This window comes from Aeromonas sp. R7-2, from assembly GCF_040908105.1.
Lineage (GTDB): Bacteria > Pseudomonadota > Gammaproteobacteria > Enterobacterales > Aeromonadaceae > Aeromonas > Aeromonas caviae.
Genome location: NZ_JBFODC010000037.1, coordinates 269569 through 293862, shown reverse-complemented (window position 1 = coordinate 293862; position 24294 = coordinate 269569). Strand labels below are relative to the sequence as shown.

Annotated in this window: 25 protein-coding genes; 9 read left to right on the top strand and 16 right to left on the bottom strand. The window is 63.3% G+C overall.

The features are described from left to right. Window positions 1–123: 123 nt before the first annotated feature. The 3 genes from barA (at window position 124) to AB5Y47_RS19650 (ending at window position 4308) form a co-directional block, all read left to right on the top strand. Window positions 124–2844 carry a two-component sensor histidine kinase BarA gene (gene barA / locus AB5Y47_RS19660; protein ID WP_045521991.1) on the top strand — a complete coding sequence of 907 codons (2721 nt, stop codon included), beginning with the start codon at window positions 124–126 and terminating at the stop codon, window positions 2842–2844. A gap of 64 nt (window positions 2845–2908) precedes the next feature. Then, entirely contained in the window at window positions 2909–3394 is a 486-nt protein-coding gene (locus AB5Y47_RS19655; RefSeq protein WP_010675634.1) for a DUF1456 family protein, read from the top strand. A 32-nt stretch (window positions 3395–3426) separates the two neighbouring features. Then, complete coding sequence (locus AB5Y47_RS19650; protein ID WP_111896574.1) at window positions 3427–4308, top strand: N-acetylmuramoyl-L-alanine amidase; 882 nt, start codon at window positions 3427–3429, stop codon at window positions 4306–4308. Between the two features lie 150 nt (window positions 4309–4458). Here the strand turns inward: AB5Y47_RS19650 and pdxJ are convergent, their stop codons facing one another. From pdxJ to rpoE, 10 genes are all read right to left on the bottom strand, one after another. Next, window positions 4459–5196 carry a pyridoxine 5'-phosphate synthase gene (gene pdxJ / locus AB5Y47_RS19645; protein ID WP_010675636.1) on the bottom strand — a complete coding sequence of 246 codons (738 nt, stop codon included), beginning with the start codon at window positions 5194–5196 and terminating at the stop codon, window positions 4459–4461. Between the two features lie 157 nt (window positions 5197–5353). After that, on the bottom strand, window positions 5354–6064 hold the full coding sequence (recO, locus tag AB5Y47_RS19640) for a DNA repair protein RecO (RefSeq protein WP_111896575.1): 711 nt from the start codon (window positions 6062–6064) through the stop codon (window positions 5354–5356). Then, the gene (gene era / locus AB5Y47_RS19635; protein WP_010675638.1) at window positions 6065–6964 is read right to left on the bottom strand and encodes a GTPase Era; all 900 of its coding nucleotides are present in this window, start codon (window positions 6962–6964) and stop codon (window positions 6065–6067) included. Between the two features lie 61 nt (window positions 6965–7025). After that, window positions 7026–7697 (bottom strand): ribonuclease III, encoded by a 672-nt coding sequence (gene rnc, locus AB5Y47_RS19630; RefSeq protein WP_010675639.1) that lies wholly within the window; start codon window positions 7695–7697, stop codon window positions 7026–7028. Beyond that, on the bottom strand, window positions 7698–8621 hold the full coding sequence (gene lepB, locus AB5Y47_RS19625; protein ID WP_010675640.1) for a signal peptidase I: 924 nt from the start codon (window positions 8619–8621) through the stop codon (window positions 7698–7700). Window positions 8622–8624: 3 nt separating this feature from the next. Further along, on the bottom strand, window positions 8625–10418 hold the full coding sequence (gene lepA, locus AB5Y47_RS19620; protein WP_010675641.1) for a translation elongation factor 4: 1794 nt from the start codon (window positions 10416–10418) through the stop codon (window positions 8625–8627). A 159-nt stretch (window positions 10419–10577) separates the two neighbouring features. Next, a complete protein-coding gene (locus tag AB5Y47_RS19615) occupies window positions 10578–11039 on the bottom strand; it encodes a SoxR reducing system RseC family protein (RefSeq protein WP_039040538.1) in 462 nt (153 codons plus the stop codon). A 90-nt stretch (window positions 11040–11129) separates the two neighbouring features. After that, on the bottom strand, window positions 11130–12110 hold the full coding sequence (locus AB5Y47_RS19610) for a MucB/RseB C-terminal domain-containing protein (RefSeq protein WP_010675643.1): 981 nt from the start codon (window positions 12108–12110) through the stop codon (window positions 11130–11132). A gap of 21 nt (window positions 12111–12131) precedes the next feature. After that, window positions 12132–12719 carry a sigma-E factor negative regulatory protein gene (locus AB5Y47_RS19605; protein WP_041211670.1) on the bottom strand — a complete coding sequence of 196 codons (588 nt, stop codon included), beginning with the start codon at window positions 12717–12719 and terminating at the stop codon, window positions 12132–12134. A 22-nt stretch (window positions 12720–12741) separates the two neighbouring features. Continuing rightward, a complete protein-coding gene (rpoE, locus tag AB5Y47_RS19600) occupies window positions 12742–13323 on the bottom strand; it encodes an RNA polymerase sigma factor RpoE (protein ID WP_368220555.1) in 582 nt (193 codons plus the stop codon). A 181-nt stretch (window positions 13324–13504) separates the two neighbouring features. On the opposite strand from rpoE, the gene nadB reads away from it, so the two are divergent. Further along, window positions 13505–15112, top strand: a complete 1608-nt coding sequence (nadB, locus tag AB5Y47_RS19595) for an L-aspartate oxidase (RefSeq protein WP_010675646.1) — start codon at window positions 13505–13507, stop codon at window positions 15110–15112. A 118-nt stretch (window positions 15113–15230) separates the two neighbouring features. On the opposite strand, the gene AB5Y47_RS19590 is transcribed toward nadB, so the two are convergent. Next, window positions 15231–15602 carry a protein YgfX gene (locus AB5Y47_RS19590; RefSeq protein WP_043154867.1) on the bottom strand — a complete coding sequence of 124 codons (372 nt, stop codon included), beginning with the start codon at window positions 15600–15602 and terminating at the stop codon, window positions 15231–15233. 58 nt (window positions 15603–15660) lie between these two features. Then, a complete protein-coding gene (locus tag AB5Y47_RS19585) occupies window positions 15661–15930 on the bottom strand; it encodes a succinate dehydrogenase assembly factor 2 (protein ID WP_010675648.1) in 270 nt (89 codons plus the stop codon). 113 nt (window positions 15931–16043) lie between these two features. On the opposite strand from AB5Y47_RS19585, the gene ygfZ reads away from it, so the two are divergent. Then, on the top strand, window positions 16044–16955 hold the full coding sequence (gene ygfZ / locus AB5Y47_RS19580; RefSeq protein WP_214005136.1) for a tRNA-modifying protein YgfZ: 912 nt from the start codon (window positions 16044–16046) through the stop codon (window positions 16953–16955). Window positions 16956–16961: 6 nt separating this feature from the next. Here ygfZ and AB5Y47_RS19575 read toward each other — a convergent pair whose 3' ends face one another. Beyond that, window positions 16962–17843 carry a LysR family transcriptional regulator gene (locus AB5Y47_RS19575; RefSeq protein ID WP_010675650.1) on the bottom strand — a complete coding sequence of 294 codons (882 nt, stop codon included), beginning with the start codon at window positions 17841–17843 and terminating at the stop codon, window positions 16962–16964. A 124-nt stretch (window positions 17844–17967) separates the two neighbouring features. Here AB5Y47_RS19575 and AB5Y47_RS19570 point away from each other — a divergent pair, with 124 nt between their 5' ends. Next, window positions 17968–18405 carry a PACE efflux transporter gene (locus AB5Y47_RS19570; RefSeq protein WP_124244252.1) on the top strand — a complete coding sequence of 146 codons (438 nt, stop codon included), beginning with the start codon at window positions 17968–17970 and terminating at the stop codon, window positions 18403–18405. A gap of 70 nt (window positions 18406–18475) precedes the next feature. On the opposite strand, the gene AB5Y47_RS19565 is transcribed toward AB5Y47_RS19570, so the two are convergent. Next, complete coding sequence (locus tag AB5Y47_RS19565) at window positions 18476–18817, bottom strand: hypothetical protein (RefSeq protein ID WP_010675652.1); 342 nt, start codon at window positions 18815–18817, stop codon at window positions 18476–18478. A 183-nt stretch (window positions 18818–19000) separates the two neighbouring features. On the opposite strand from AB5Y47_RS19565, the gene cutA reads away from it, so the two are divergent. The 3 genes from cutA (at window position 19001) to AB5Y47_RS19550 (ending at window position 21643) form a co-directional block, all read left to right on the top strand. Continuing rightward, window positions 19001–19318: a divalent-cation tolerance protein CutA gene (gene cutA, locus AB5Y47_RS19560; protein WP_010675653.1), complete on the top strand. Its 318-nt coding sequence runs from the start codon at window positions 19001–19003 to the stop codon at window positions 19316–19318. Further along, a complete protein-coding gene (locus AB5Y47_RS19555) occupies window positions 19315–21093 on the top strand; it encodes a protein-disulfide reductase DsbD (protein WP_139737292.1) in 1779 nt (592 codons plus the stop codon). The genes cutA and AB5Y47_RS19555 overlap by 4 nt, the downstream gene beginning before the upstream one ends. A 124-nt stretch (window positions 21094–21217) precedes the next feature. After that, window positions 21218–21643 carry a hypothetical protein gene (locus tag AB5Y47_RS19550; RefSeq protein ID WP_039040544.1) on the top strand — a complete coding sequence of 142 codons (426 nt, stop codon included), beginning with the start codon at window positions 21218–21220 and terminating at the stop codon, window positions 21641–21643. Between the two features lie 17 nt (window positions 21644–21660). Here AB5Y47_RS19550 and AB5Y47_RS19545 read toward each other — a convergent pair whose 3' ends face one another. Continuing rightward, on the bottom strand, window positions 21661–22962 hold the full coding sequence (locus AB5Y47_RS19545; RefSeq protein ID WP_104454760.1) for an FAD-binding oxidoreductase: 1302 nt from the start codon (window positions 22960–22962) through the stop codon (window positions 21661–21663). Between the two features lie 153 nt (window positions 22963–23115). Further along, window positions 23116–24195 (bottom strand): class II fructose-bisphosphate aldolase, encoded by a 1080-nt coding sequence (gene fbaA, locus AB5Y47_RS19540; protein ID WP_010675658.1) that lies wholly within the window; start codon window positions 24193–24195, stop codon window positions 23116–23118. Between the last annotated feature and the right edge of the window lie 99 nt (window positions 24196–24294).

Genomic DNA, 24294 nt, shown 5'->3' with positions numbered 1-24294 from the left:
CATTGATATGACCGGATACGGCCTGAGACCCCGTACAGCGACATTGACTGTATTGCCTGCCCGACCCCGGTGCCTGCATGCGCCCCGGGTCATGGCTTCTCTTGCGAAAGGCGGGTCGGCGGCATGACCAAGTACGGTCTCAGGGCCCGGGTGCTGGCCTTCACCATCTTGCCGACCCTCATCATCGGCGGCCTCATCGCCGGCTATTTCACCTTCCACCGCTATCAGCAGCTGGAAAACAACCTCATCGATCAGGGCATCAACATCATCGAGCCCCTGGCCATCGCCAGCGAATACGGCATGACACAGCACAGCCGCGAATCCCTCAAGCGGCTGATCGGGCTCACCCATCGCAAGAACTCGCCCTTCATCAAGTCCATCGCCGTCTTCACCCAGGAGAACCAGCTGTTCGTGACGTCCAACTACCACAGGGACTTCAGCCAGCTTCGTCTGCCGGACGGCAGCGTCATCCCGGCCCTGACCAGCGTCTCCGTCAACGGCGATGACATCATACTGCGCACCCCCATCCAGGCAGAGACCAGCCTGGACGGCTTCCCGCTGCCAAGCGATCTGGAGCCGCCGGTCATCGGCTACATCTCCATGCAGCTCGCCACGGACAGGGCCATCGTCCTGCAGTACCGCGACGCCTTCTTCGCGGTCATCATCGTGCTCATCGGGCTGGCCATCAGCGCCCTGTTCGGCTTCCGTCTGGTCAAGAGCGTGACCCAGCCCATCACCGACATGGTGCAGGCGGTGCACCGGATCAGGGAGGGGCGACTCGATACCCGGGTCAGCGGCCAGCTCACCGGCGAGCTGGACATGCTCAAGAACGGCATCAACGCCATGGCCAAGGCGCTCTCCGAATATCACGAGGAGATGCAGCAGAACATCGATCAGGCGACGTCGGATCTGCGGGAGACCCTCGAGCAGATCGAGATCCAGAACGTCGAGCTCGACATGGCGAAGAAGCGCGCCCAGGAGGCCGCCAGGGTCAAGTCCGAGTTCCTCGCCAACATGTCCCACGAGCTGCGCACCCCGCTCAACGGGGTCATCGGCTTCACCCGCCAACTGCTCAAGACCAGCCTGACCCCGAGCCAGACCGACTACATGCAGACCATCGAGAAGTCGGCGCGCAACCTCCTTGGGATCATCAACGACATCCTCGACTTCTCCAAGCTGGAGGCGGGCAAGCTGCAGCTCGAGCACATCCCCTTCAGCCTGCGGGACACCCTCAACGAGACCATGCACCTGCTGGGGCCGAGCGCCCACGACAAGCAGCTCGAACTCTCCCTCCAGGTGGATGCCGCCGTGCCGGACTACCTCACCGGCGACCCCATGCGCCTGCAGCAGGTGCTCACCAACCTCACCGGCAACGCCATCAAGTTCACCGAGCGCGGCAACGTGGACGTGCGTGTCGAGCAGACCGGGGAATCGAACGGCAACAAGGTGCGCCTGCGGGTGCTGATTCGCGATACCGGCATCGGCATCTCGGAAGAGCAGCAGCGCCAGTTGTTCCAGGCCTTCAACCAGGCTGACTCCTCCATCTCCCGCCGCTATGGGGGCACCGGGCTCGGGCTCGTCATCACCCAGAAGCTGGTGCAGCAGATGGGGGGCCAGATCCGCTTCGAATCCGAACTCGGCAAGGGGTCGGTTTTCTCGTTCCACCTGGATCTGGATGTCTCACCCCTGCCCCAGAGCGAGCGGCTTCCGCTGGATCGCATCCAGGGCAAGCGGGTCTGGCTGCTGGAGCCGGATCCCTTCACTCACGCCTCCCTGCTTGCCCTGCTGGGAGAGTGGCACCTGGATGTGCACTCCCTGACGGTGGACGAGGAGTGGCCCCCGATGAGCAGCCAGGACATGGTGCTCATCGGCAGCAGCACCCTGCACAGCCCACAGCAGGTGATTGCCCGTCTCGACGGACTGGACGGCCAGCAGAACACCATAGTGCTGCTCAGCAGCCACGAGCCGGCCCTCTACGACGCCATGCTGGCCCACGGCGCCGTCCACTGCCTCTCCAAGCCCATCAACCATCGCAAGTTGCTGCACGCCCTGCTCTCCCCCGAGGCGGTACGCCGTGCCCCCCTGCCCGCGCCGACGCCGCGCAGCGTGCAGGCGGTCAAGGTGCTGGCGGTGGATGACAACGCCGCCAACCTCAAGCTCATCGCCGCCATGCTCAAGGAGATGGTGACCGAGGTGGTGGTGTGCAAGAACGGCAAGGAGGCGGTCAACCTGGCCCAGAGCCAGCCGTTCGACATCATCTTCATGGATATCCAGATGCCCGTCATGGACGGCATCAGCGCCACCCAGGCGATCCGCCACCACTCCCTCAACACCGAGACCCCCATCGTCGCGGTCACCGCCCATGCCATTCCCGGTGAGCGGGAGCGCCTCATTCGCCAGGGCATGGACGACTACCTGGCCAAACCCATCGACGAGGGGATGCTGGCGCAGCTCATCACCGACTTCGCCCACCGGCGGCACCAGAATCACGGGGATCAGCAGATAGACTGGCCCCTCGCCGTGCGTCAGGCCGCCGGCAAGCCAGCCCTCGCCCGGGAGATGCTGACCATGCTGCTGGCCAGCTTCGACGAGGTGGAGCCCATCCTGGCGGCGGCGCTGGAAGGGAGTGCCGACGATGCAGACGTGCTGGCCCAGCTCCACCGCCTCAACGGTGGCTGCGCCTACTCCGGGGTGCCGGGTCTGCAACGCCTGCTCTCCCAGCTCGAGCAGCAGCTGCGCGACGGGGTCGCCGTGAGCGATCTGGAACCCGAATTGCTGGAGCTGCAGGATGCCCTGGAGCAGGTGAGGCAGGAGGCCCCCCGCTACCTGGCCCTGACCGACTGAGGCGCTTTTTCTGACTGGACAGGCGGCAGGTGGTAACATCTGCGCCGTTTCCACAGGAGTCAACATGACCAACAACGATATTCTGCGCCGCCTGCGCTATGCCCTCAGCATCAGTAACGACCAGATGGTCGAGATCTTTGCCAAGGGCAATCTGGCCATAACCCATGCCCAGTTGCACGGCTGGCTGATGAAAGAGGCCGAAGAGGGCGAGGCACAGGAAGCGGGCTTCGCCGCCTGCCCGGACTCGGCACTGAGCCAGTTCCTCGACGGCTTCATCGCCCTGCGCCGCGGTGTGCGGGAAGATGCCCCGCCCCAGGTGATCCCGAACCGGATCAACAACAACCTGATCCTGCGCAAGCTGCGCATCGGCCTCAACTACAAGGAAGAGGAGATGCTGGGCACCCTCAAGCTCGCGAACTTCAACCTCTCCAAGTCCGAGCTGAGCGCCCTGTTCCGCGCCAGGGATCACAAGCACTATCAGGATTGCGGGGATCAGATCCTGCGCAACTTCCTGATTGGCCTCACCGCCAAATACAGGCCCGGGCCCTGATGACCGCCTCCGGCCAGGTGCGAGGCTAGACCATGAGCTGGCGCCGCCTGCTGACTCCACGCCCGTCGGCGAGCGGCGGTGCGTGTCGGTTCGCGGCGCGCTGGTTCTGGTCACTGCCCCTCATCCTGCTGCTCGGCGCCTGCCAGCCTGCACCCTATCGGCTCAATCTGGATCATCAGAGCGCCAGCCAGAACGAGCGCATCGCCTTTCTCATCCTGCACTACACGGATGAAGAGGATGCCCGCTCCCTGCGCCTGCTGACCGAGCCGGAGCACAAGGTGAGCGCCCACTACCTGATCCCCCGCGACACCGACGAGCAACCGTTCCCGGTCTACCAGCTGGTGCCCGACAGCCAGCGGGCCTGGCACGCCGGACGCAGTCGCTGGCATCACTACGCCGGGCTCAACGCCAGTTCGCTCGGCATCGAGATAGTGAATCTCGGGTATGACGAGAAAGACGCGGCCCTGCCCGCCCATCTGAGACACTGGCAACCCTATCCCCCTGCCCAGATCGCCGCCCTCGGCGCCCTCGCCCGGGATCTGGTCGAACGCTACCAGATCCCCCCCACCCAGGTGCTGGCCCACAGCGATGTCGCCCCCGAGCGCAAGCAGGATCCCGGCCCCCGGTTCCCCTGGCGCGAGCTCGCCCTGCGCTACGGTGTCGGCGCCTGGCCCGACGAGGCCCGGGTGGCCGAGCTGCGCCAGACGCAGCTCATCCCCTGGGATGCGCTGCAATGGCAGCAGCAGCTAGCCCGTTACGGCTACGGCCTACCCCAGCACGGCGCCTGGGATGAGCAGAGCCGTGCCGTCCTGCGCGCCTTCCAGCTTCACTTTCGCCCCGCCCTGGTCACCGGCGAGCCGGATGCCGAGTGCCAGGCCATCCTCACCGCCCTGCTGGAGCGCTACTTCCCGTAACCAGGCTGAGGCGCCCCTTTCCTTTCGCCCTCTGCACACGGATGCCCGGCCCCATGCCAGATGAGCACGGGGTTTACCCCGCCTTCCACTCCTGAAAACCACAAGGGACGCCGAAGCGTCCCTTGTGGTTGCGATACCTGCGAAGCGGCATCAGATCCCCTGACGGGCTTCCTGCATCAGCGCACGCATGTCGCTGACCGCCTTGGCCAGACCGTCGAAGGCGGCGCGGCCGATGATGGCGTGACCGATGTTGAGCTCATAGAGCTCGGGGATGGCGGCGATGGCCTTGACGTTGTGGTAGTGCAGACCGTGGCCCGCATTGACCTTCAAGCCCTTGCCAGCGGCGTAGGAAGCACCGGCGGCGATGCGCTTGAACTCGGCGTTGCGCTCGGCATCCGTGGTGGCATCGGCGTAGCGGCCGGTGTGGATCTCGATGAAGGGAGCACCGCTCGCGGCGGCCGCATCGATCTGCAACGGATCCGCATCGATGAAGAGGGATACCTGAGCACCGACGGCCGCAAGACGGGTCACCGCATCGGTCACCTTGTCCAGCTGGCCCGCCACGTCCAGACCACCCTCGGTGGTCACCTCGGTGCGCTTCTCCGGCACCAGGCAGACGAAGTGGGGCTTGATGCGGCAGGCGATGCCGATCATCTCCTCGGTCACCGCCATCTCCAGGTTCATCCTGGTCTGGATGGTCTGGCGCAGGATCTCCACGTCCCGGTCGGTGATGTGGCGGCGATCTTCCCGCAGGTGGACCGTGATGCCATCGGCACCGGCCTGCTCGGCCACGAAGGCGGCCTGTACCGGATCCGGATACTGGGTGCCGCGGGCGTTGCGCAGGGTGGCGATATGATCGATGTTCACACCCAGGTAGATCTCGCTCATTGCTTACTCCTTGATACAGGTCATCTGTGAATGCCGGAGCGGGTGGAGCCCGCTCCTCTGTCCATGTGCCGCCGCAGCCCGGTTCTGGCCACGGCGACAGCATTATTGTTCATGAAAGGCGATGTCATAAACATAAAACATCACCAGATAATAAAAATCAGCTTGAAACACTGCCTTTTCGCTTCAAAAAGAGCTCCCTGCTCTTCAGTTGACGCTTGCCGAGATAGGGCTGCAGCGCCAGCCGACTGAAACGCTTGGCCGCCTGCAGCAAGGGGGGCGTGTCGAAACGCCCCTCGGCGAAGGCCAGCAGGTGGGCGCCGAGGAACAGGGTACGGGGATCCGGCGCCCGCTCGCAAGCGACAAAGCCGAGCTCCCGCTCGAAGCCGTAGAGCAGGGTGGGGTCGATGGGGGAGTCGTCGTCCGCGGCATATTCGAAGTCCACCGCGTAGCCCAGGGCCTGCAGCAGCAGGAACTCGAAGCGGCGCAGGGACAGCTCCGGGGTCTCGCCGTCCGCCAGGGCCATGATGGCACGGGCATAGGCGTCGAACACCTCGGGGAAGGGGGTGTGCGCTTCCAGCAGGTAGTAGACCAGCTCGTTGAGATAGAGGCCGTAGAAGAGACGATCCCCGCCGAGGCGCAACGAGTGATCCGGGCACTCCACCTGGGTGAGGTTCTTGAGATCCCCCTTGCCGCGCCAGGCAATGGTGAGCAGGGTGAAGGGCTGAAGCAGCCCCTTCAGAGAAGAGCGTGGCCCGCGGGAACCGCGAGCCACCAGGGTGAATCGACCGCTATCCTGGGTGAAGACCTCGACCAGCTGGCTGGTCTCCCGATAGGGCCGACTGTGGATGACGAAAGCCGGGGTCAGCAATCAGTCGTCGCCATACCCGAGGCTGCGCAGGGCCCGCTCGTCGTCGGCCCAGCCGGACTTGACCTTGACCCACAGCTCGAGATGCACCTTGTTCTGGAACAGCCGTTCCATGTCGATGCGCGCCTCTGTGCCGATGGTCTTGATCTTCTCGCCCTTGTTGCCGATGACCATCTTTTTCTGGCCTTCGCGCTCCACCAGGATGAGCCCGTGGATGTGGTAGAGACCGTTTTCCTCGACCTTGAAACGCTCGATCTCCACCGTCACCGAATAGGGCAGCTCCTCGCCGGTGAAGCGCATCAGCTTCTCGCGGATGATCTCGGAGGCCATGAAGCGGGAAGAGCGGTCGGTCACGTAATCTTCCGGGAAGAAGTGGACGTTCTCCGGCAGCAGATCCTTGGCCCACTCGCGGATCTTCTCCACGTTGGTGCCCTTCTCGGCGCTGATGGGCAGGATGTGGGCAAAGTTCATCTGCTGACCCAGCCACTCGAGGTGCGGCAGCAGATCCTCTTTTTCCTTGACGTTGTCGATCTTGTTGACCGCCAGCACCACGGGGCACTTGAGGTGGCGCAGCTTGCCCAGCACCATCTCGTCATCCTTGGTCCAGTGGGTGCCGTCCACCACGAACACCACCATGGCCACGTCCCCGAGGGAACTGGTGGCGGCGCGGTTCATCAGGCGGTTGATGGCCCGCTTCTCCTCGATGTGCAGACCCGGGGTATCCACATAGATGGTCTGATGGTTCTCCTCGGTGTCGATCCCCAGGATCCGGTGACGGGTAGTCTGGGGCTTCTTCGAGGTGATGCTGACCTTCTGGCCGAGCAACTTGTTGAGCAGGGTGGACTTGCCCACGTTGGGGCGGCCCACGATGGCGACAAAGCCGCAATAGGTGGTATCTGTCATGACCGCGTTCCCAATGCTGATGGAGTGAAAAGAGCGCACAGTGCCGGATCCGTCATGGTGCTCATGACAGCCGTTCCAGTGCTTGCTGCGCCGCGGCCTGTTCGGCCTTGCGGCGGCTGGAGCCGATCCCGACCAGGGGGCCATCCAGCCCATCCACTTCGCACTGGACGGTGAACTCCTGGTTGTGGGCCTCGCCCTTGACGTTGGTCACCGTGTAGGTCGGCAGGGATTTGCGGCTGCCCTGCAGGATCTCTTGCAGACGGGTCTTGGGATCCTTCTGTTCGATCCCGGGCTTGATCTCGCCAAGGCGGCTGGCATACCAGCCGAGCAGGAGGCTGCGCACCCGCTCCAGATCCGTGTCCAGATAGATGGCGCCGATCACCGCCTCGACGGTGTCGGCCAGGATGGACTCGCGGCGAAAACCACCGCTTTTCAGCTCCCCCGGCCCCAGGATCAGGTGATCCCCGAGGTCGAATTCCCGGCCCAGCTCGGCCAGCGTCTTCTCGCGCACCAGAGTGGCGCGCATCCGGCTGAGATCCCCTTCCGCCGCCTGCGGGAAGCGGTGGAAGAGATCATCGGCAATCACCAGACTCAGGATGGAGTCCCCCAGAAATTCCAGGCGCTCGTTGTGACGAGACCCTGCGCTGCGATGGGTCAGAGCCCGGGTCAGCAGCTCAGGATCCTGAAAGACATGCCCGAGACGGGACTGCAGTCTGTTCATCTTGATATTCATTTACTTGATTCCGCCAATGCGGTTGAAGCGCACACCGGTCGGCACCCAGCTCGGCAAGCTGGACCCTTCCTCGCGCTCGAATTCGAAACTGATCCAGATGGCGACCGCCTTGCCCACCAGGTTCTGCTCGGGCACGAAGCCCCAGAAACGACTGTCGGTGCTGTTGTCGCGGTTGTCACCCATCACGAAATAGTGGCCTTCCGGCACCACCCACTCGTCGGGGTAGGTGCCGGGCTGGCGATAGTAGCGGTCCACCAGGTCCGGCATCAGCGGGTTGCGCAAGGTCTCGTGGGAGACATCGCCCAGCTGTTCGGTGTAGCGATCCAGCGGGATCCCCATCTGGCTGAACTCGCCGCGCTGCTCGAACTTGACGTCCAGCTTCTGGAAGCCAGGGCACGTTTTCCCTTCCTGCTCATCGCACTTGGGCCGGATCATCAGCTCCTTGTTGCGATAGATGACCCGATCGCCGGGCATGCCGACCACCCGCTTGATGTAGTCCACCCGGGTATCCAGCGGATACTTGAAGACCACCACATCACCGCGCTTCGGCTCACCGGTCTCGAGGAACTTGGTGTTGGTCACCGGGTCCTTGAGGCCGTAGGCAAACTTCTCCACCAGGATGAAGTCGCCCACCAGCAGGGTCGGCATCATGGAGCCGGACGGGATCTGGAACGGCTCGAAGATGAAGGAGCGCAGGATCAGCACCAGCGCGATCACCGGGAAAACCCCGCCGGTCTGTTCGATCCAGACCGGCATGGGGGCCACCTTGGCCAGTGTCTTCTCGTCCACATCCGGACCGGCATTGGCACGGGCGGCGGCAATCTTGGCCGCCCGCTGCTTGGCCCAGACCAGCTTGTCGAGCGTCCAGATGATGCCGGTCAGCAGGGTGACGACGACGAGGATCAGGGAAAAGGTGCTTGCCATCGATTAATCCTTTCCGACGTGGAGAATGGCGAGGAAGGCCTCTTGCGGCACGTCCACACGGCCCAGAGACTTCATCCGCTTCTTGCCTTCTTTCTGCTTGTTCAACAGCTTCTTCTTCCGGCTCACGTCACCACCGTAGCACTTGGCGGTGACGTCTTTACGCAATGCCTTGACGGTGCTGCGGGCGATGATCTGGTTGCCGATGGCGGCCTGGATGGCGATGTCGAACATCTGGCGCGGGATCAGCTCGCGCATCTTCTCCACCACCTGGCGACCGCGATACTGGGCGTTCTCCTTGTGGGTGATGATGGCCAGGGCGTCGACCCGCTCGCCGTTGATCATGATGTCCAGACGGACCATGTCGGAGGTTTCGAAACGCTTGAAGCCGTAGTCCAGGGAGGCGTAGCCGCGACTGGTGGACTTCAGACGGTCGAAGAAGTCGAGCACCACTTCCGCCATCGGGATCTCGTAGGTCAGCGCCACCTGCTTGCCGTGGTAGACCATGTTGGTCTGTACGCCGCGCTTCTCGATGCAGAGGGTGATGACGTTGCCCATGTACTCCTGCGGCAGCAGGATGTGGCACTCGGCGATGGGCTCGCGCATCTCCTTGATGTTGTTGATGGCGGGCATCTGGGCCGGGCTGTCGATGTGGATGGTGGAGCCATCGTTCAGCTCGATCTCGTAGACCACGGTCGGTGCGGTGGTGATGAGATCCAGATCGTATTCACGCTCCAGACGCTCCTGGATGATCTCCATGTGCAGCATCCCGAGGAAGCCGCAGCGGAAGCCGAAGCCCAGCGCCGTGGAGCTCTCCGGTTCGTAGAACAGGGAGGCATCGTTGAGGGAGAGCTTCTCCAGCGCATCGCGGAAGGACTCGTAGTCATCGCTGGAGATGGGGAACAGGCCCGCATAGACCTGGGGCTTCACCTTCTTGAAGCCGGCCAGCGCCTTCTCGGCACCGTGCTTGGCCAGGGTCAGGGTATCCCCCACCGGCGCACCGTGGATGTCCTTGATGCCGCAGACGACCCAACCTACCTCGCCACAACCCAGGCCGTCGGTGTCCACCTGCTTCGGCGTGAAGATACCGATGCGATCCACACCCCACACCTGACCGGTGCTCATCACCTTGATCTTGTCGTTCTTCTTCAGGGAACCGTTCTTGATCCGCACGAGCGACACGACCCCGAGGTAGGAGTCGAACCAGGAGTCGATGATCAGCGCCTGCAGCGGCGCCTCCGGATCCCCTTCTGGGGACGGGATCTTGGCGACGATCTCTTCCAGCACCAGATCGACACCGAGGCCGGTCTTGGCGGAGCAGCGCACCGCGTCCACCGCGTCGATGCCGACAATGTCCTCGATCTCCTCGGCAACCCGCTCGGGCTCTGCGGCCGGCAGGTCAATCTTGTTCAGCACCGGCACCACTTCCAGATCCATTTCCATGGCGGTGTAGCAGTTGGCCAGAGTCTGTGCCTCAACCCCCTGACCGGCATCCACCACCAGCAGTGCCCCTTCACAGGCAGCCAGGGAGCGAGAAACCTCGTAGGAGAAATCCACGTGGCCCGGGGTGTCGATAAAGTTCAGCTGATAGGTGTTACCGTCTTGTGCCTGGTAGTTCAGGGTCACACTCTGTGCCTTGATGGTAATGCCGCGCTCGCGCTCCAGATCCATGGAGTCCAGCACCTGGGCCTGCATCTCGCGATCGGACAGGCCGCCGCAAGTCTGGATCAAACGGTCCGACAGGGTCGACTTACCGTGGTCGATGTGCGCAATAATCGAAAAGTTACGAATGTGTTTCATCGAGCAAGAATCACTCAAAATTAAGTTAGGGTCGGATATGAGGGCAGGATTTTACTGGATAACCCGGTCGACGGCCAATCTTTAGTCGGCGGGCCCCACAAATAGCGCCTTGTCTGGCGGGCGTTGGGCACCTGGATGCCCTCCGCCAGACCAGGCCCCTCAAGAGAGATGACGGGTATTGAGCACCACCCCGAGCATGCGGGGACCGTATTCCCCCTGCTCGAGCCGGTCAGAAAAGTAACGAACCAGTAAAAATCCGATGGCGCCGCCCAGCAGACAGCAGAGGATGGTCACCCCCTCTCCCGCCGACAAGAGCGGCACCAGCCAGAGCTGACCGAGCAGGGCGCCCAGCAGCAGACAGAAGAGCGGCAGCACGTACACCAGAGCCGCACCGCGCAGGATGCTGGCCTGAGGGATGCCCAGGCGGATCTGCTGGCCCACCGCCACATCGCCGGTGAGGGCGACCCGCAGCCGCTGCGCCTTCATGGGAAAGGCCTTGGCGACGGTGCCGGTCCCGCAGCTGGATTGTTGGTGGCAACCGCTGCAGGCGGATCGCCGCTCGCACTCCACCCAGGCGTGATTGCCGTCGATGGCCACTACTGTGGCCAGCTCTTCACTCATGTTACTCACCTGATGACTCCTCACAGGGGACGGTGGATGCTCCGGATCTCAGCACGGCGGCACCCTCAGGGCAAGTCTCACGGCAAAGACTCACTGCACCGCCTCGTTGCGGGCCAGGGGCTGCACTGCCTCGGCGATGCGCTTGGCGGTTTCGGCGGGCACCTCGCCCACCACGGTGATCTCCACCCCGACCTCGTTGACGAAGCTCACCAGCGAGGTGGCCCCCTGGCGGATCAACTGCTGGCGCACCGCCTGCTTGGGATCGACCCGGGAGACGTAGACGGAGAGATCCACCAGCCCGTCGGAGAGCATCATGTAATCCACCGGCAGACTGGTGCTGACCAGCTGATGCCGATCCTGAGAGAGCACCTTGAAGCCATCGGGCAACCAGGTCAGGTGCCAGTTGAGGGTCTGCTGGGGAGCGGGATAGGCATCTTCCAGCGCCAGCGCATCCGGCAGCTTGCTGCGTGCCAGGGTGACCAGCCAGGGGGCCGGCGCAGATTGCCTGTCCAGATCCACCCCCAGCACCTGCTCCACCAGATTTCCTTCCCGATCCACCATGTCCACCCGCAGCAGCAGATGGCTCTGTTCGTCAATCCAGAGCACGAAGCCGTACTTGTCCGCCTCCTTGGGCACCAGCCGTACCACTTGTGCCACCAGGCCGGCCACCCGGCTGCGGCCCGCCAGCACGGGGTCATAACTCTCCATCACCCGGGGCAGCGGCATCCTCACCAGGCTCGACCAGACCCCGGGGAAACGCGCCCCCTTGAGGGTGTAGGGTTCATGGGTGTTTTCGAAGAAGGTGTATTCGTTCTGGCGTTGCAGGAACTCCACGGCCTTGCCGTCGAGATAGCTCAAGTGAGCCACCTCCTTGCCATCGATGATCCCGTGGCTGAAACGGATAGGCTCGAGGCGCCCCTGGCGGGCCTTGACCATGGACAATTCGAAGTTTTGTTGCGAAACGGCACTCTGCATCTGCTGCAACAAGGCCTCGGCCGACAGATCGTCGGCCGAGGCCTTGGCACAAATCAACAGGAGAGAGGCCAGCAGGATACGGCTGGACTGGCGCACGATCTGATCCCTAAAAATGCGTTATTCCTGAATCTGCTTGTCTTGCAGCAGACGCTGTTGCAGTTGATGGTCGCGCAGGAAGGCATTGATGCGCTCGCGCTGCTCCTGCATCTGCTGCTCGCTCAGACCTTGCTGACGCACACCGGTCCGGCTGCCATCCTGGGGATAGTGCACGCTCACCGGCGCAGCACTGCCACCCACGGGTATGGTATTGAGCACCGGGCTGGTCGGCACACCATCCTTGCCCTGGTACTGCTGCACGCCGAAGATGACGGCGGCAGCCACGGAGGCGGCAATGGCATACTGCCCCACTTGCTGGCCAAAGCGGCGAACGAAGGGGATCACCTTGCCGGCGGGCTGCACCTGGGGCGCAGCAGGCTGTGCCGGCTTGGGCGCCAGTATGGCGGGTTCATCCTCCAGCGCCAGCATGATGCTGTCGCTGAGATCCAGTTGCAGATTGACCGGCAGGTCACCCCGCATGGCATCACCGATCAGATGGTAACGCGACCAGGTATCCTGCAGAGCGGGATCCGTTCCCAGCTCGTTCAGTACCTCGATTTCGCTGAGGTCGCCATCCATCAGGGCTGAAAGTTGCTCTTTATTTGCCATAAGTTTGCCTGTCTTTCCCCAGTTAATGCTCGATCAGAGGTTGCAGCTTTTTATCGATTGCTTCCCTCGCCCGGAAGATGCGGGATCTCACCGTACCCACCGGACAATCCATGATCTCCGCAATCTCCTCGTAGCTCAGCCCTTCCATTTCACGAAGGGTGATCGCCGTTCTCAAATCTTCTGGCAAGGCTTCTATGGCGGTAAACACCGTACGCTTGATCTCGTCGGTCAGCACCAGGTTTTCCGGGGTGGCCACCTCTTGCAGGGCTTCACCACCACCATAATATTCAGCCTCGTCCGCTTCGACATCACTGCTGGGCGGTCTACGCCCCTGTGACGTCAGGTAGTTTTTGGCCGTGTTGACGGCAATCCGGTACAACCAGGTGTAAAACGCGCTCTCGCCACGGAATGTCGGCAACGCACGGTAGGCCTTGATGAATGCCTCCTGCGCCACATCCGGTACATCGCCCGGATTGTTGACATACCTGGCCACCAGGTTGACCACCTTGTGCTGGTACTTGCGTACCAACAGGTTGAATGCATTTTTATCGCCACGCTGGACCCGTTCAACCAGCTGTTCGTCCAGTAGATTCTGGTCGCTCATCAGAGCCGTAAAACCCCCATCAGGTTATCGTTTTTCTTTTCCGGCCCCTTCTAAGCGCACAAGTTCAGACAGGAGGAATCAGGGAAAGTTCGCTTGCATTGAAAAAAATGTGATGCGGGCTGCATCACAACCCCCCTTGGGCTACCATGGGGCCAGTTCTTAATCCAGGCCAATGATACTTATGAAAGCAAGTGTTGAATACCTTTGCGACGTACTCATCATTGGCAGCGGTGCCGCCGGTCTGTCCCTCGCGTTGCGATTGGCAGACCAGGCCAAAGTCCTGGTTCTGAGCAAGGGGCCCATCAGTGAGGGGGCCACTCTCTATGCGCAAGGAGGCATCGCTGCCGTGTTCGACGAGACCGACAGCATCGAATCCCACGTGAGCGACACGCTCAACGCCGGCGCCGGGTTGTGCGACCCGGCGGTGGTGGAGTTCACCGCCCGCAACGCCCGCGACTCCATCCAGTGGCTCATTCAGCAGGGGGTCCCCTTCGATCAGGAAGAGGATGCCGAGGGGGAATCCCACTATCACCTGACCCGGGAAGGGGGCCACAGCCATCGCCGCATCTTCCACGCGGCCGACGCCACCGGCAAGGCGGTGCAGCTCACTCTGATCGACCAGGTGCGCGCCCACCCCAACATCCAGCTGATGGAGCGCTTCAACGCGGTCGATCTCATCACCACCCGCAAGCTGGGTCTGCCGGGCAACAAGGTACTGGGAGCCTATGTCTGGAATCGCAACGCCGAGCAGGTCGAGGTGATCCGCGCCCGCTTCGTGGCGCTGGCCACCGGCGGTGCCTCCAAGGTGTACCAGTACACCTCCAACCCCGATGTAAGCTCCGGCGATGGCATTGCCATGGCGTGGCGCGCCGGCTGCCGGGTGGCGAACCTGGAGTTCAACCAGTTCCACCCCACCAGCCTGTTCCACCCGGACGACCCCAACTTCCTGCTGACCGAAGCCCTGCGCGGCGAAGGGGCCTACCTGCGCCGTCCCGACGGCAGCCGCTTCATGCCGGAGTTTGACGAGCGGGCCGAGCTGGCCCCGCGGGACATCGTCGCCCGCGCCATCGACCACGAGATGAAGCGCCTCGGGGCGGATTGCATGTATCTGGATATCAGCCACAAGCCGGCGGATTTCATCATCAAGCACTTCCCGACCATTTATGAGCGCTGCCTCGCGGTCGGTATCGACATCACCAGGGAGGCGATGCCCATCGTCCCGGCGGCCCACTACACCTGTGGCGGCGTGATGATCGACAACAACGGCCAGACCGACATCCCCGGCCTCTATGCCATCGGCGAGGTGACCTATACCGGGTTGCACGGCGCCAATCGCATGGCCTCCAACTCCCTGCTCGAATGCGTGGTCTATGCCCACCAGGCGGGAGCCGACATCCTGGCCAAGCTGCCCACCAGCGTGGCGCCCCCCAGCCTGCCGGCCTGGGACGAGAGCCAGGTGGATGACTCGGACGAGCAGGTGGTGATCCAGCACAACTGGCACGAGCTGCGGCTGATGATGTGGGACTACGTGGGCATAGTGCGCACCAACAAGCGCCTGGCCCGGGCCAAGCGTCGCATCGATCTGCTCAAGCAGGAGGTGCAGGAGTACTACGCCAACTTCCGGGTCTCCAACAACCTGCTGGAGCTGCGCAACCTGTTGCAGGTGGCCGAGCTCATCGTCAACTGCGCCCTGGAGCGCAAGGAGTCTCGCGGTTTGCACTACAACCTGGATTATCCGGACATGCAGCCGGACTCCAAGCCAACCGTGCTGACCCCGGATCGGGAATGACGCCGGATCAGGAATAAGGCCGTTGCGTTCGATTCGGGCGTATGCCCTCCCCCAGATGACCCCGCCCAGGCGGGGTCATCTGCTATGAGCGGCAGATGTAGCAGGTAGAGAGACGCCCCTAGCGGACAGCGAGGTGAATGGCGCGGGCCAGGGCGCGGTAGTGTGCAGGGGCCAGGGCATCGGAGAAGAGCCAGAGCTGCCCCTCGGAGCCCTCCACCGTCTTCAGCCGCAACCAGAGCACCCCGGGCAGGATGCGGCTGCGGGGATCCAGCCGATGGCGCGCCCCTTGCCACTCGAGCCACTCCCCGTCCCAGACGAGCACGCCGCTCGCCGCCGGATGGCGGCGCAACGCGCGCCACAGACTCAGCCCCCAGACAGGGAGGAACAGCCCCCATTGCCAGCCCTGGATCAGGCTGGCGACGGGCAAGAGCAGCAACAGAAACAGGATGCACAGCAGCAGACGCTGCTGGCGGGAGGCGATCACGGGCATCACTACCCGCTGGGGAGACGCGAGGCTGGCCATGAGGGGTGGCGGTCGCGAGTCGGGCTCAGCGCAGGCTGTCGTGACGGGCCTGGTTGCGCTCGAGGATCAGGGGGATCATGGCGGCAAAAGCGGGATCCTCGGGCACGCCGTGACCCATGCACCAGCGGAACAGCTCGGGATCCTCGCACTCCAGCAGGCGGATGAAGGTGCGCTGTTCGGCCTCGCCGAGGCCATCGAACTCGTGCTCAAAGAAGGGCATAAAGATCACATCCAGCTCGAGCATGCCGCGACGGCAGGCCCACTTCAGGCGGGACTTCTCACTTGGGTTCAACATGGAACTCTCCTTACAAAGACCGGGGAATGGTAGCAGCAGGATTTTCCGGCTGACAAACATTCCTTACGTCTTTACCATACAGGTCACATACTTTCTGTCTCTGGAATCCCATCGTGAGCCTGCCGACCCCTCTTCTTCCTGCCGAGCCGACCCTGTTTTCCCTGACCAACCTGGCCATCACCCGCCTCGGCGGCCCGGATCGCGCCAAGTATCTGCAAGGTCAGGTCACCTGCGACGTCAACGCCCTGCAACCGGGCCAGAGCACCCTCGGCGGCCACTGCGATCCCAAGGGCAAGCTGTGGAGCGATTTTCGCCTGCTCTGCCTGGAAGACAGCCTGCTGATGCTGACCAAGCCCTCGGTGCTGGCCCGCCAGCTGCCGGAGCTCAAGAAGTTTGCGATCTTTGCCAAGGTCGAGATCGGCGAGTTTCAGGGCAGCCTGGCCGGACTGGCCGGTCAGGGGACGGACGACTGGATGGCACAACACTTCGCGCTGACCGGCACCGGCCTGGTGGAGGGCGGCATGGCAGTCAGGGTGGAGGCGGACCGCTGGCTGCTGGCGAACGCATCCCCGCTGGCCCTGAACCTGCCGGTGGGCGACGAAGGACTCTGGTGGGGGCTGGAGATCAAAGCCGGTCTCCCCCATCTGGAAGCGGTCCATCAGGGGGAATACATCCCCCAGATGCTGAACCTGCAAGCCCTTGATGGCATCAGCTTCAACAAGGGCTGCTACATGGGGCAGGAGACGGTGGCACGCGCCAAGTATCGCGGCGCCAACAACCGCGCCCTCTTCGTGCTGAGCGGCACTGCCGCAACGCAGGTGGCCAGCGGTGACACCCTGGAGATCCAGCTCGGTGACAACTGGCGCCGCAGCGGTCTGGTGCTCAACGCCTGGCAGCAGCAGGGTCAGGTGTGGCTCACTGCCGTGCTGCCCAAGGATACCGAGGCCGACGCCCGCTTCCGCCTCAAGCTGGAAGAGGGCTCCAGCCTCGGTCTGCAACCCCTGCCCTATGCGTTGATCGACTGAATCCCCCTAGCGAGGCACCCGCGCCAGCAGTGCCTCCTGCAGCCAGCGCCCCGCCTGCCCGAGCGGGCGGGCGCGATACCACTGCAACTCCAGCGCCAGTTCCGCCTCGGCGATGAAGTCCGGCTTGAGCACCACCAGCTCCCCCCGCGCCAGGGGCCGGTGCAGCAGAAACTCGGGCACCGCCGCCCATCCCAGCCCCAGTTTCACCAGCTCCAGGATCCCGAGATCCCCCTCCACCCACCACACTTGCGCCGAGAGGCGGAAGCGATGGCGCTCCGTCCCCTCCCGCCGTCCGGTCACCATCAACTGGCGAGCCCCTTGCAGGTCGCTCTCCTTCAACGGTGTCTTGTGGGCCAGGGGGTGATCCGGAGAGACCACCAGGGGCATGGTGACCGTCCCCAGGGAGCGGGAGACCAGCTCCCGCTCGGGGTGCGCCTTCTGATAGCTGATGCCAAGCTGTGCACGGCCGCTCTTGAGCAGCTCGGTCACGTCCTCCATCAGCGGGAACAGCAGCTCCAGCTCCACCGCCGGGTAACGGCTGGCGAACTCCTCCAGCAGGGAACCAAGCCAGGGCAGGTGGGAGTCATCGTCGATGGCCAGGGTGAGGCGCGACTCGACGCCGTTGGCCAGTTCTCCTGCGATGGCCTGCAGTCGCTCGCTCTGGGCCAGCAGCACCCCCGCCTCCTGACAGATGCGGGCACCCGCCTCGGTCAGCACGGGATAGCGGCCGCTGCGATCGAACAGCGCAAGGCCGAGATCGATCTCCAGGTTGGCGATGGCGGCACTCACCACCGACTGGGCCTTGCCCAGCCTGCGCGCCGCCGCCGAGAACGACCCGGTCTCGGCCGTCGCCAGCAATGCCTTGAAGTGTTCCAGTGAAGGGGTCATGAGCCTGCTCCGCCGTGCCGTTGTGTCGTCACATCTATCTATTTTAGCGATAGATACCAACGTGAATCTATCCAGTTTTGGCGATACATTGCCGCCATTCCCTGACCAAAGAGAGAGATAAACCATGCGTACGACCCGTGACCGCCTGCGCCACGCCATCGGCTTCGAATTGATTGGCCTGCTGATCGCCGCCCCGCTGGCTAGCTGGGTGACCGGCGTCGGGCTCAACCACATGGGCCCCCTGGCCCTGTTCTTCTCGGTGGTCGCCACCGTCTGGAACTATGTCTACAACATCGGCGTCGACAGGCTGCTGCTGCGCCTGCAGGGCCATACCCACAAGAGCCTGTGGCAGCGGGTGCTGCATACCTTGGGTTTCGAGGGGGGCTTGCTGATCGTCGCCCTGCCGGTGATGGCCTGGTGGCTCGACATCGGCCTGCTGGAGGCGCTGGTGCTGGATATGGGCTTCGTGCTCTTCTACCTGGTCTATGCCTTCGTCTACAACTGGAGTTACGATAAGGTGTTCCCCATTCCCATGGGACAGGTGCAGAAGGCACTGGGATAAGCGATTCGAGGGGTAAGGGCGAGGCACCATCATGCGATGGCATGATGGTGCTGAAGAGGGCCTCGCGGGGTCAGGCCTGGGCCTTGACCTCTTCCGGCGGGGTATCGTCCTGCCTGGTTTCCTGGCGCATCATGGCTTCGAGGTCGCTCTGGTACTGGTTCAGCATGCGCTGGGCCGCCACCATGTCCCCCTTGTGCAGGCGCTCGAACAGATGATGCTGCACCACGCCGTTGAGGTACTCCACCGTGATGGGTTGCTCCAACGCCGACAACAGCTCCTCTTTTTCCAGCTCCGCATTGATCTCGTCGACACTGGTACGCAGCAGACCGGCCAGTTGCACCAGCATGCGGCGCTCCCCTTCACGCAACAGGCTCAACATGCGGTTTCTCTGCTGCTCATTCTGTTGGGTCATACATTTCCTTACGTAGAATTGGAACAAGCCCGCTCATTCTGCCCTGTCCTTTTCACAGCGTCCATCTCGGGCGCATGACTTATTCCGGGTGCGGGGGGCCGGGTGCTATTTGCCCCCCGGCCCGGTATAGTAACGGCTGATCCAGGGGGCCCGTGCGCCCCGTTGCCGAGACCGTCCATCCCTATGACCGATGCCATTCTGGTGCTCTGCACCTGCCCCGACGAGACCAGTGCAGACCGCCTCTGCGAGCAGCTGCTCGACCAGCGCCTCGCCGCCTGCATCAACCAGCTACCCGGGGTCACCTCCGTCTATCGCTGGCAGGGCAAGACGGAGCGAACCCGGGAGATCCAGCTCGTCATCAAGAGTCGGGCCGCGCTGTTCGAACCCCTGCGCCAGTGCATTCTCGCCCACCATCCCTACGAGGTACCGGAGATCCTGGCGCTCCCGGCAAGCCAGGGCCACCCTGCCTATCTCGACTGGTTGACACAGGAGACCTCATGACCGCCTCTCGCCCCCTCTCCTTCCTGCTGATGCTGCTGGGCCTGCTCTGCGTCCTGACGACGGCCCCCGCCCGGGCCAGCAGCCAGGATCTGCTCGGCAGCCTCGGCATCGAGACTCAGCCCAGATTCCTCAAGGTGGATCAGGCCTTCGCCCTCGAGAGCGAACAACAGGGTGATCGGCTGCTGCTCCGGATACGCATCGCCGACGGCTACTACCTCTATCGCCACAGCATCCGTGTGAAGGGAGAGAACCTCGCCTTTGACGAGCCCGTCCTGCCCCCCGGTACCGAGCACGAGGATGACTTCTTCGGCAAGAGCCGGGTCTATTACCAGGAGGTGCAGATCCCCGTGGCGCTGACCCGGGTCGGGGACGCGGCCAGCCTCACCCTGAGTTACCAGGGCTGCACCGAGGGACTCTGCTACCCACCGACCGACAAGCGGATCGCCGTCGAGCCCCTCACCGCCCCCGCCCAGGCGGAAGCGGCGGCCAGCCTTCAGGGCACAGACGTGCCGGGCAGCCAGCAGGACAGGCTGGCGGCCGCCCTCGGCAGCCAGGGGTTCTGGATCAGCGTCGCCGCCTTCTTCGCCCTGGGTCTCGGCCTCGCCTTCACCCCCTGCGTCTTCCCCATGTATCCCATCCTGACCGGGATCATCGCCGGGGCCGGGCATCGCCTCTCCACCCGTCGCGCCTTCCTGCTCTCCTTTGTCTATGTGCAGGGGATGGCGGTCACCTATACCCTGCTCGGGCTCGTCGTCGCCTCGGCAGGCCTGCAGTTCCAGGCGGCCCTGCAGCACCCCTATGTGCTCATCGGCCTCTCGGTGATGTTCGTGCTGCTCGCCCTCTCCATGTTCGGGCTCTACACCCTGCAACTGCCGAGCAGCCTGCAAACCCGTCTCTCGGGCTTCTCCAACCGCCAGCAGGGCGGATCCGTGGCCGGCGTTGCCATCATGGGCATGATCTCGGGACTGGTCTGCTCCCCCTGCACCACGGCGCCGCTCTCCGGGGCCCTTATCTACGTGGCCCAGAGTGGCGATCTCTGGCTCGGCGGTGCGGCCCTCTATGCCCTCTCCCTGGGCATGGGGCTGCCGCTGCTCTTGCTCGGCACCTCTGGCGGCAAGCTGCTGCCCAGGGCCGGCGCCTGGATGGATGTGATCAAGCAACTCTTCGGTTTTGCGCTGCTGGCGGTACCCATCCTACTGCTCTCAAGGCTCCTGAGCGATCAGGTGGCTACCCTGCTCTGGCTCGGCTGGGGGCTGGTGCTGTGCGGTTATCTCTATCACCACAACCAGCATCGCGCCCATTCGGTGGGCAAGAGCCTTGGCGGCTTCGTCCTGCTGCTGGCGATGATGGGTCTGGTGGTGGTGGGCAAGGATCTGCTGCTGCCACCCGAGGGGGCCAATGCCGCCGCCCAGACCCAGGCCCCCCGATTCATCCGCATCAAGACCCTGGACGATCTCAAGGTGCAGCTCGCCGCCGCCCGCGGCAAGCCGGTGCTGCTGGATCTCTACGCCGACTGGTGCGTGGCCTGCAAGGAGTTCGAGCACAAGACCTTCAGCGACCCCGATGTGCAGGCGCGCTTCAGCGAGATGGTGCTGCTGCAGGCGGACGTCACCGCCAACGACGACGCCGACGTGGATCTGCTCAACGGCCTCAACGTGCTGGGATTGCCGACCCTCATCTTCTTCGATCGCGATGGCAACGAGGTGAACGGCCAGCGGGTGACCGGCTTCATGGGGCCTGTCGAATTTCTCGGCCAGCTGGACAAGCTGCGCTGATACCGGGTGGCCCGTGCAACCGTGTGGGCCCCCGGTTTGACCGCCATTTTTCCGGCAATCCCTTGTATATGACCGACGCCGTGGCAGAATTTGCCCTTTCCCGTCTCGTTCGTCCGGAGTTTTGATGAAAAAGTGGTTCATCCCCCTGCTGGCCCTCTGGCTTTATGGCTGCAACGCAGGTCCCGGTGAAGAGACCATCCAGAGCCAGGTCACCGCCAGGTTGCAGGCGGGCACGGATGCTGACCTGTTCGACATCCGCGACTTCGCCGTGCTCGGCAAGGAGGAGCGGATGGAGGGGGTCTATCTGGTCAAGGTGAGCTACCAGCTCCACTTCAAGCAGGGACTGGATCAGTTGCAGGTGCTGCACGACGAGGATCTCGTCTATGACAGGGTCGGCCCCTTCCAGCAGGAGATGGGGCTGATGGAGCTCGAGCGCAAATATGGCGACTTCGAGGCAGGCCAGGCCCTGGCGCAGGAGACCCAGGTCTGGATGATGAAGACGGAGCAGGGCTGGCGCCTGGCCGAGCCAGACGCGACGCAGCAGGGATAATCCCGAGCCCCCTCCCCCTAGAGCAGATCCTTCAGCCGATACCAGAGCATCCCGAGCGCCAGTAGCGGAGAGCGCAGCGCCGGGCCACCCGGGAAGGTCATGTGGGGGACGCGGCTGAAGAGATCGAAGCCCCGGCTCTCCCCCTTGATCGCCTCCGCCACCAACTTGCCCGCCATGTGGGTGGCATTGAGGCCATGGCCCGAATAGGCCTGGGCATAGAAGACGTTGGGATGCTGCTCGAGGCGGCCTATCTGGGGCAGCCGGTTGGCGCCTATGCCTATCATGCCCCCCCACTGGAACTCGATGGCGGTACCCGCGAGCTCGGGGAAGACCCGCAGCAGCTTGGGCAGCATGAAGGCCTTGATGTCGCGGGGGTCACGGCCCGAGTAGTTGCAGGCACCGCCAAACAGCAGGCGACCGTCCGCCGACAACCGATAGTAGTCGAGCGCCACGTTCTGATCGCACACCGCCATGTTCTGTGGCAGCAAGCGCTGGCGCAGGCGCTTCTCCAGCACCTGGGTGGCGAGAATGTAGGAGCCCGCCGGCAGCACCTTGCCCCCGAGATCGGGCTGGAGGTCGCCCAGGTAAGCGTTGCAGCCGATCACCAGGTAGTCCGCGCTGACCCGGCCGTGGGCCGTGGTCACCTCGACCCGCTCGCCGTAATCGATGTGGGTCACCCTTGAGTGTTCGAACAGGGAGACCCCGAGACTGGCTGCCGCACGCGCTTCGCCGAGGGCCAGGTTGAGAGGATGCAGGTGGCCGGAGCCCATGTCGATCATCCCGCCGATATAGCGATCCGACCCGACCACGGTGTGCATCTCCTCCCGCGCCACCATCTTCAGTGCGTGCCGATAACCCAGGCTCGCCAGGTGCTCGGCATCCTCCTCGAACCCCTTCAGGTGACGCGCCTTGGTGGCGAGATCGCAATAGCCCCAGGTGAGATCGCACTCGATATTGAAACGCTCGACCCGCTCGCGCACCAGCTGCACCGCTTCGATCCCCATGAGATCCAGCTCCCGCACGCCCGCCTCGCCAATCCAGCCGGCGAACTGGCTGGTATCGTGGCCGATGCCGCGGATCAGCTGGCCGCCGTTGCGCCCCGACGCTCCCCAGCCGATGCGGTTGGCCTCCAGCAACACCACCTTGTAACCGGCATCGGCCAGGTTGATGGCGGTGTTGAGGCCGGTGAAACCGCCACCGATAACGCAGACGTCCGCATCCAGCTCACCACTGAGCTCGGGCCACTGCCGATGGTCGTTGCGAGTGGCCGCGTAATAGGAGGCCGTGTGTTCCTGATGTCCCTGTCTTCCTGTCTGCATGCTCAGCATCCTGCCTGGTTGCATTCGTTTACTAAATTAAACGGGTGTCATCGATAATACCCAGCCCCCCATCCCCAATCCAGCCCGTCAGGATCACAGAAATGCAAAAGGCGCCCCGAAGGGCGCCTTTTCATGCAATCAAGGTGCTGCGAATTACAGTACGTCGATGGCGTTCAGGTCGGAGAAGGCCTTCTCCAGACGCGCGATCATGGAAGTCTGACCGGCACGCAGCCATACGCGCGGATCGTAGAACTTCTTGTTCGGCTTGTCGGCACCTTCCGGGTTGCCCAGCTGGCCTTGCAGGTAGGCTTCGTTGGATTTGTAGAAGTTCAGCACGCCTTCCCAGGTCGCCCACTGGGTGTCGGTGTCGATGTTCATCTTCACCACGCCGTAGGAGATGGATTCGCGGATCTCTTCCAGGGTAGAGCCGGAGCCACCGTGGAACACGAAGTCCAGGGACTTGGCAGGCAGACCGAACTTCTCGGAGACGTACTTCTGGGAGTTGTCCAGGATCTTCGGAGTCAGCTTGACGTTACCCGGCTTGTATACACCGTGCACGTTGCCGAAGGAGGCAGCGATGGTGAAGCGCGGGCTGATCTTGGACAGACGCTCGTAGGCGTAGGCCACGTCTTCCGGCTGGGTGTACAGGGAGGATTGGTCCAGGTGGCTGTTGTCCACGCCGTCTTCTTCACCGCCGGTGCAGCCCAGTTCCAGCTCCAGAGTCATGTTCATCTTGGCCATGCGGGTCAGGTACTCGCAGCAGATGTCGATGTTCTCTTCCAGAGACTCTTCGGACAGATCCAGCATGTGGGAGGAGAACAGCGGCTTGCCGGTTTCGGCAAAGTGCTTCTCACCGGCGTCCAGCAGGCCGTCGATCCACGGCAGCAGCTTCTTGGCAGCGTGGTCGGTGTGCAGGATCACGGGAACACCGTAGGCTTCGGCAACGGCGTGCACGTGCTTGGCACCGGAGATGGCACCCAGGATGGCAGCTTGCTGGCCTTCCAGCTTCAGACCCTTGCCGGCGGTGAACACGGCACCACCGTTGGAGAACTGTACGATAACCGGGGCTTTGACCTTGGCGGCAGCTTCCAGCACGGCGTTCACGGAGTCGGTACCGACGCAGTTGACGGCCGGCAGAGCGAAGCCGTTTTCCTTGGCGATGGCGAACACTTTCTGAACGTCATCACCAGTGATCACGCCGGGTTTTACGAAGTCGAAAATTTTCTTAGACATGTTTAATCGTCCTGTCTCGTATGCCGTTAATAAAAAGTGGGGGGTTCATCATGAACCGGCACAGCGGCCACATGATAAACGAAACGGGAGGCTTTTGCC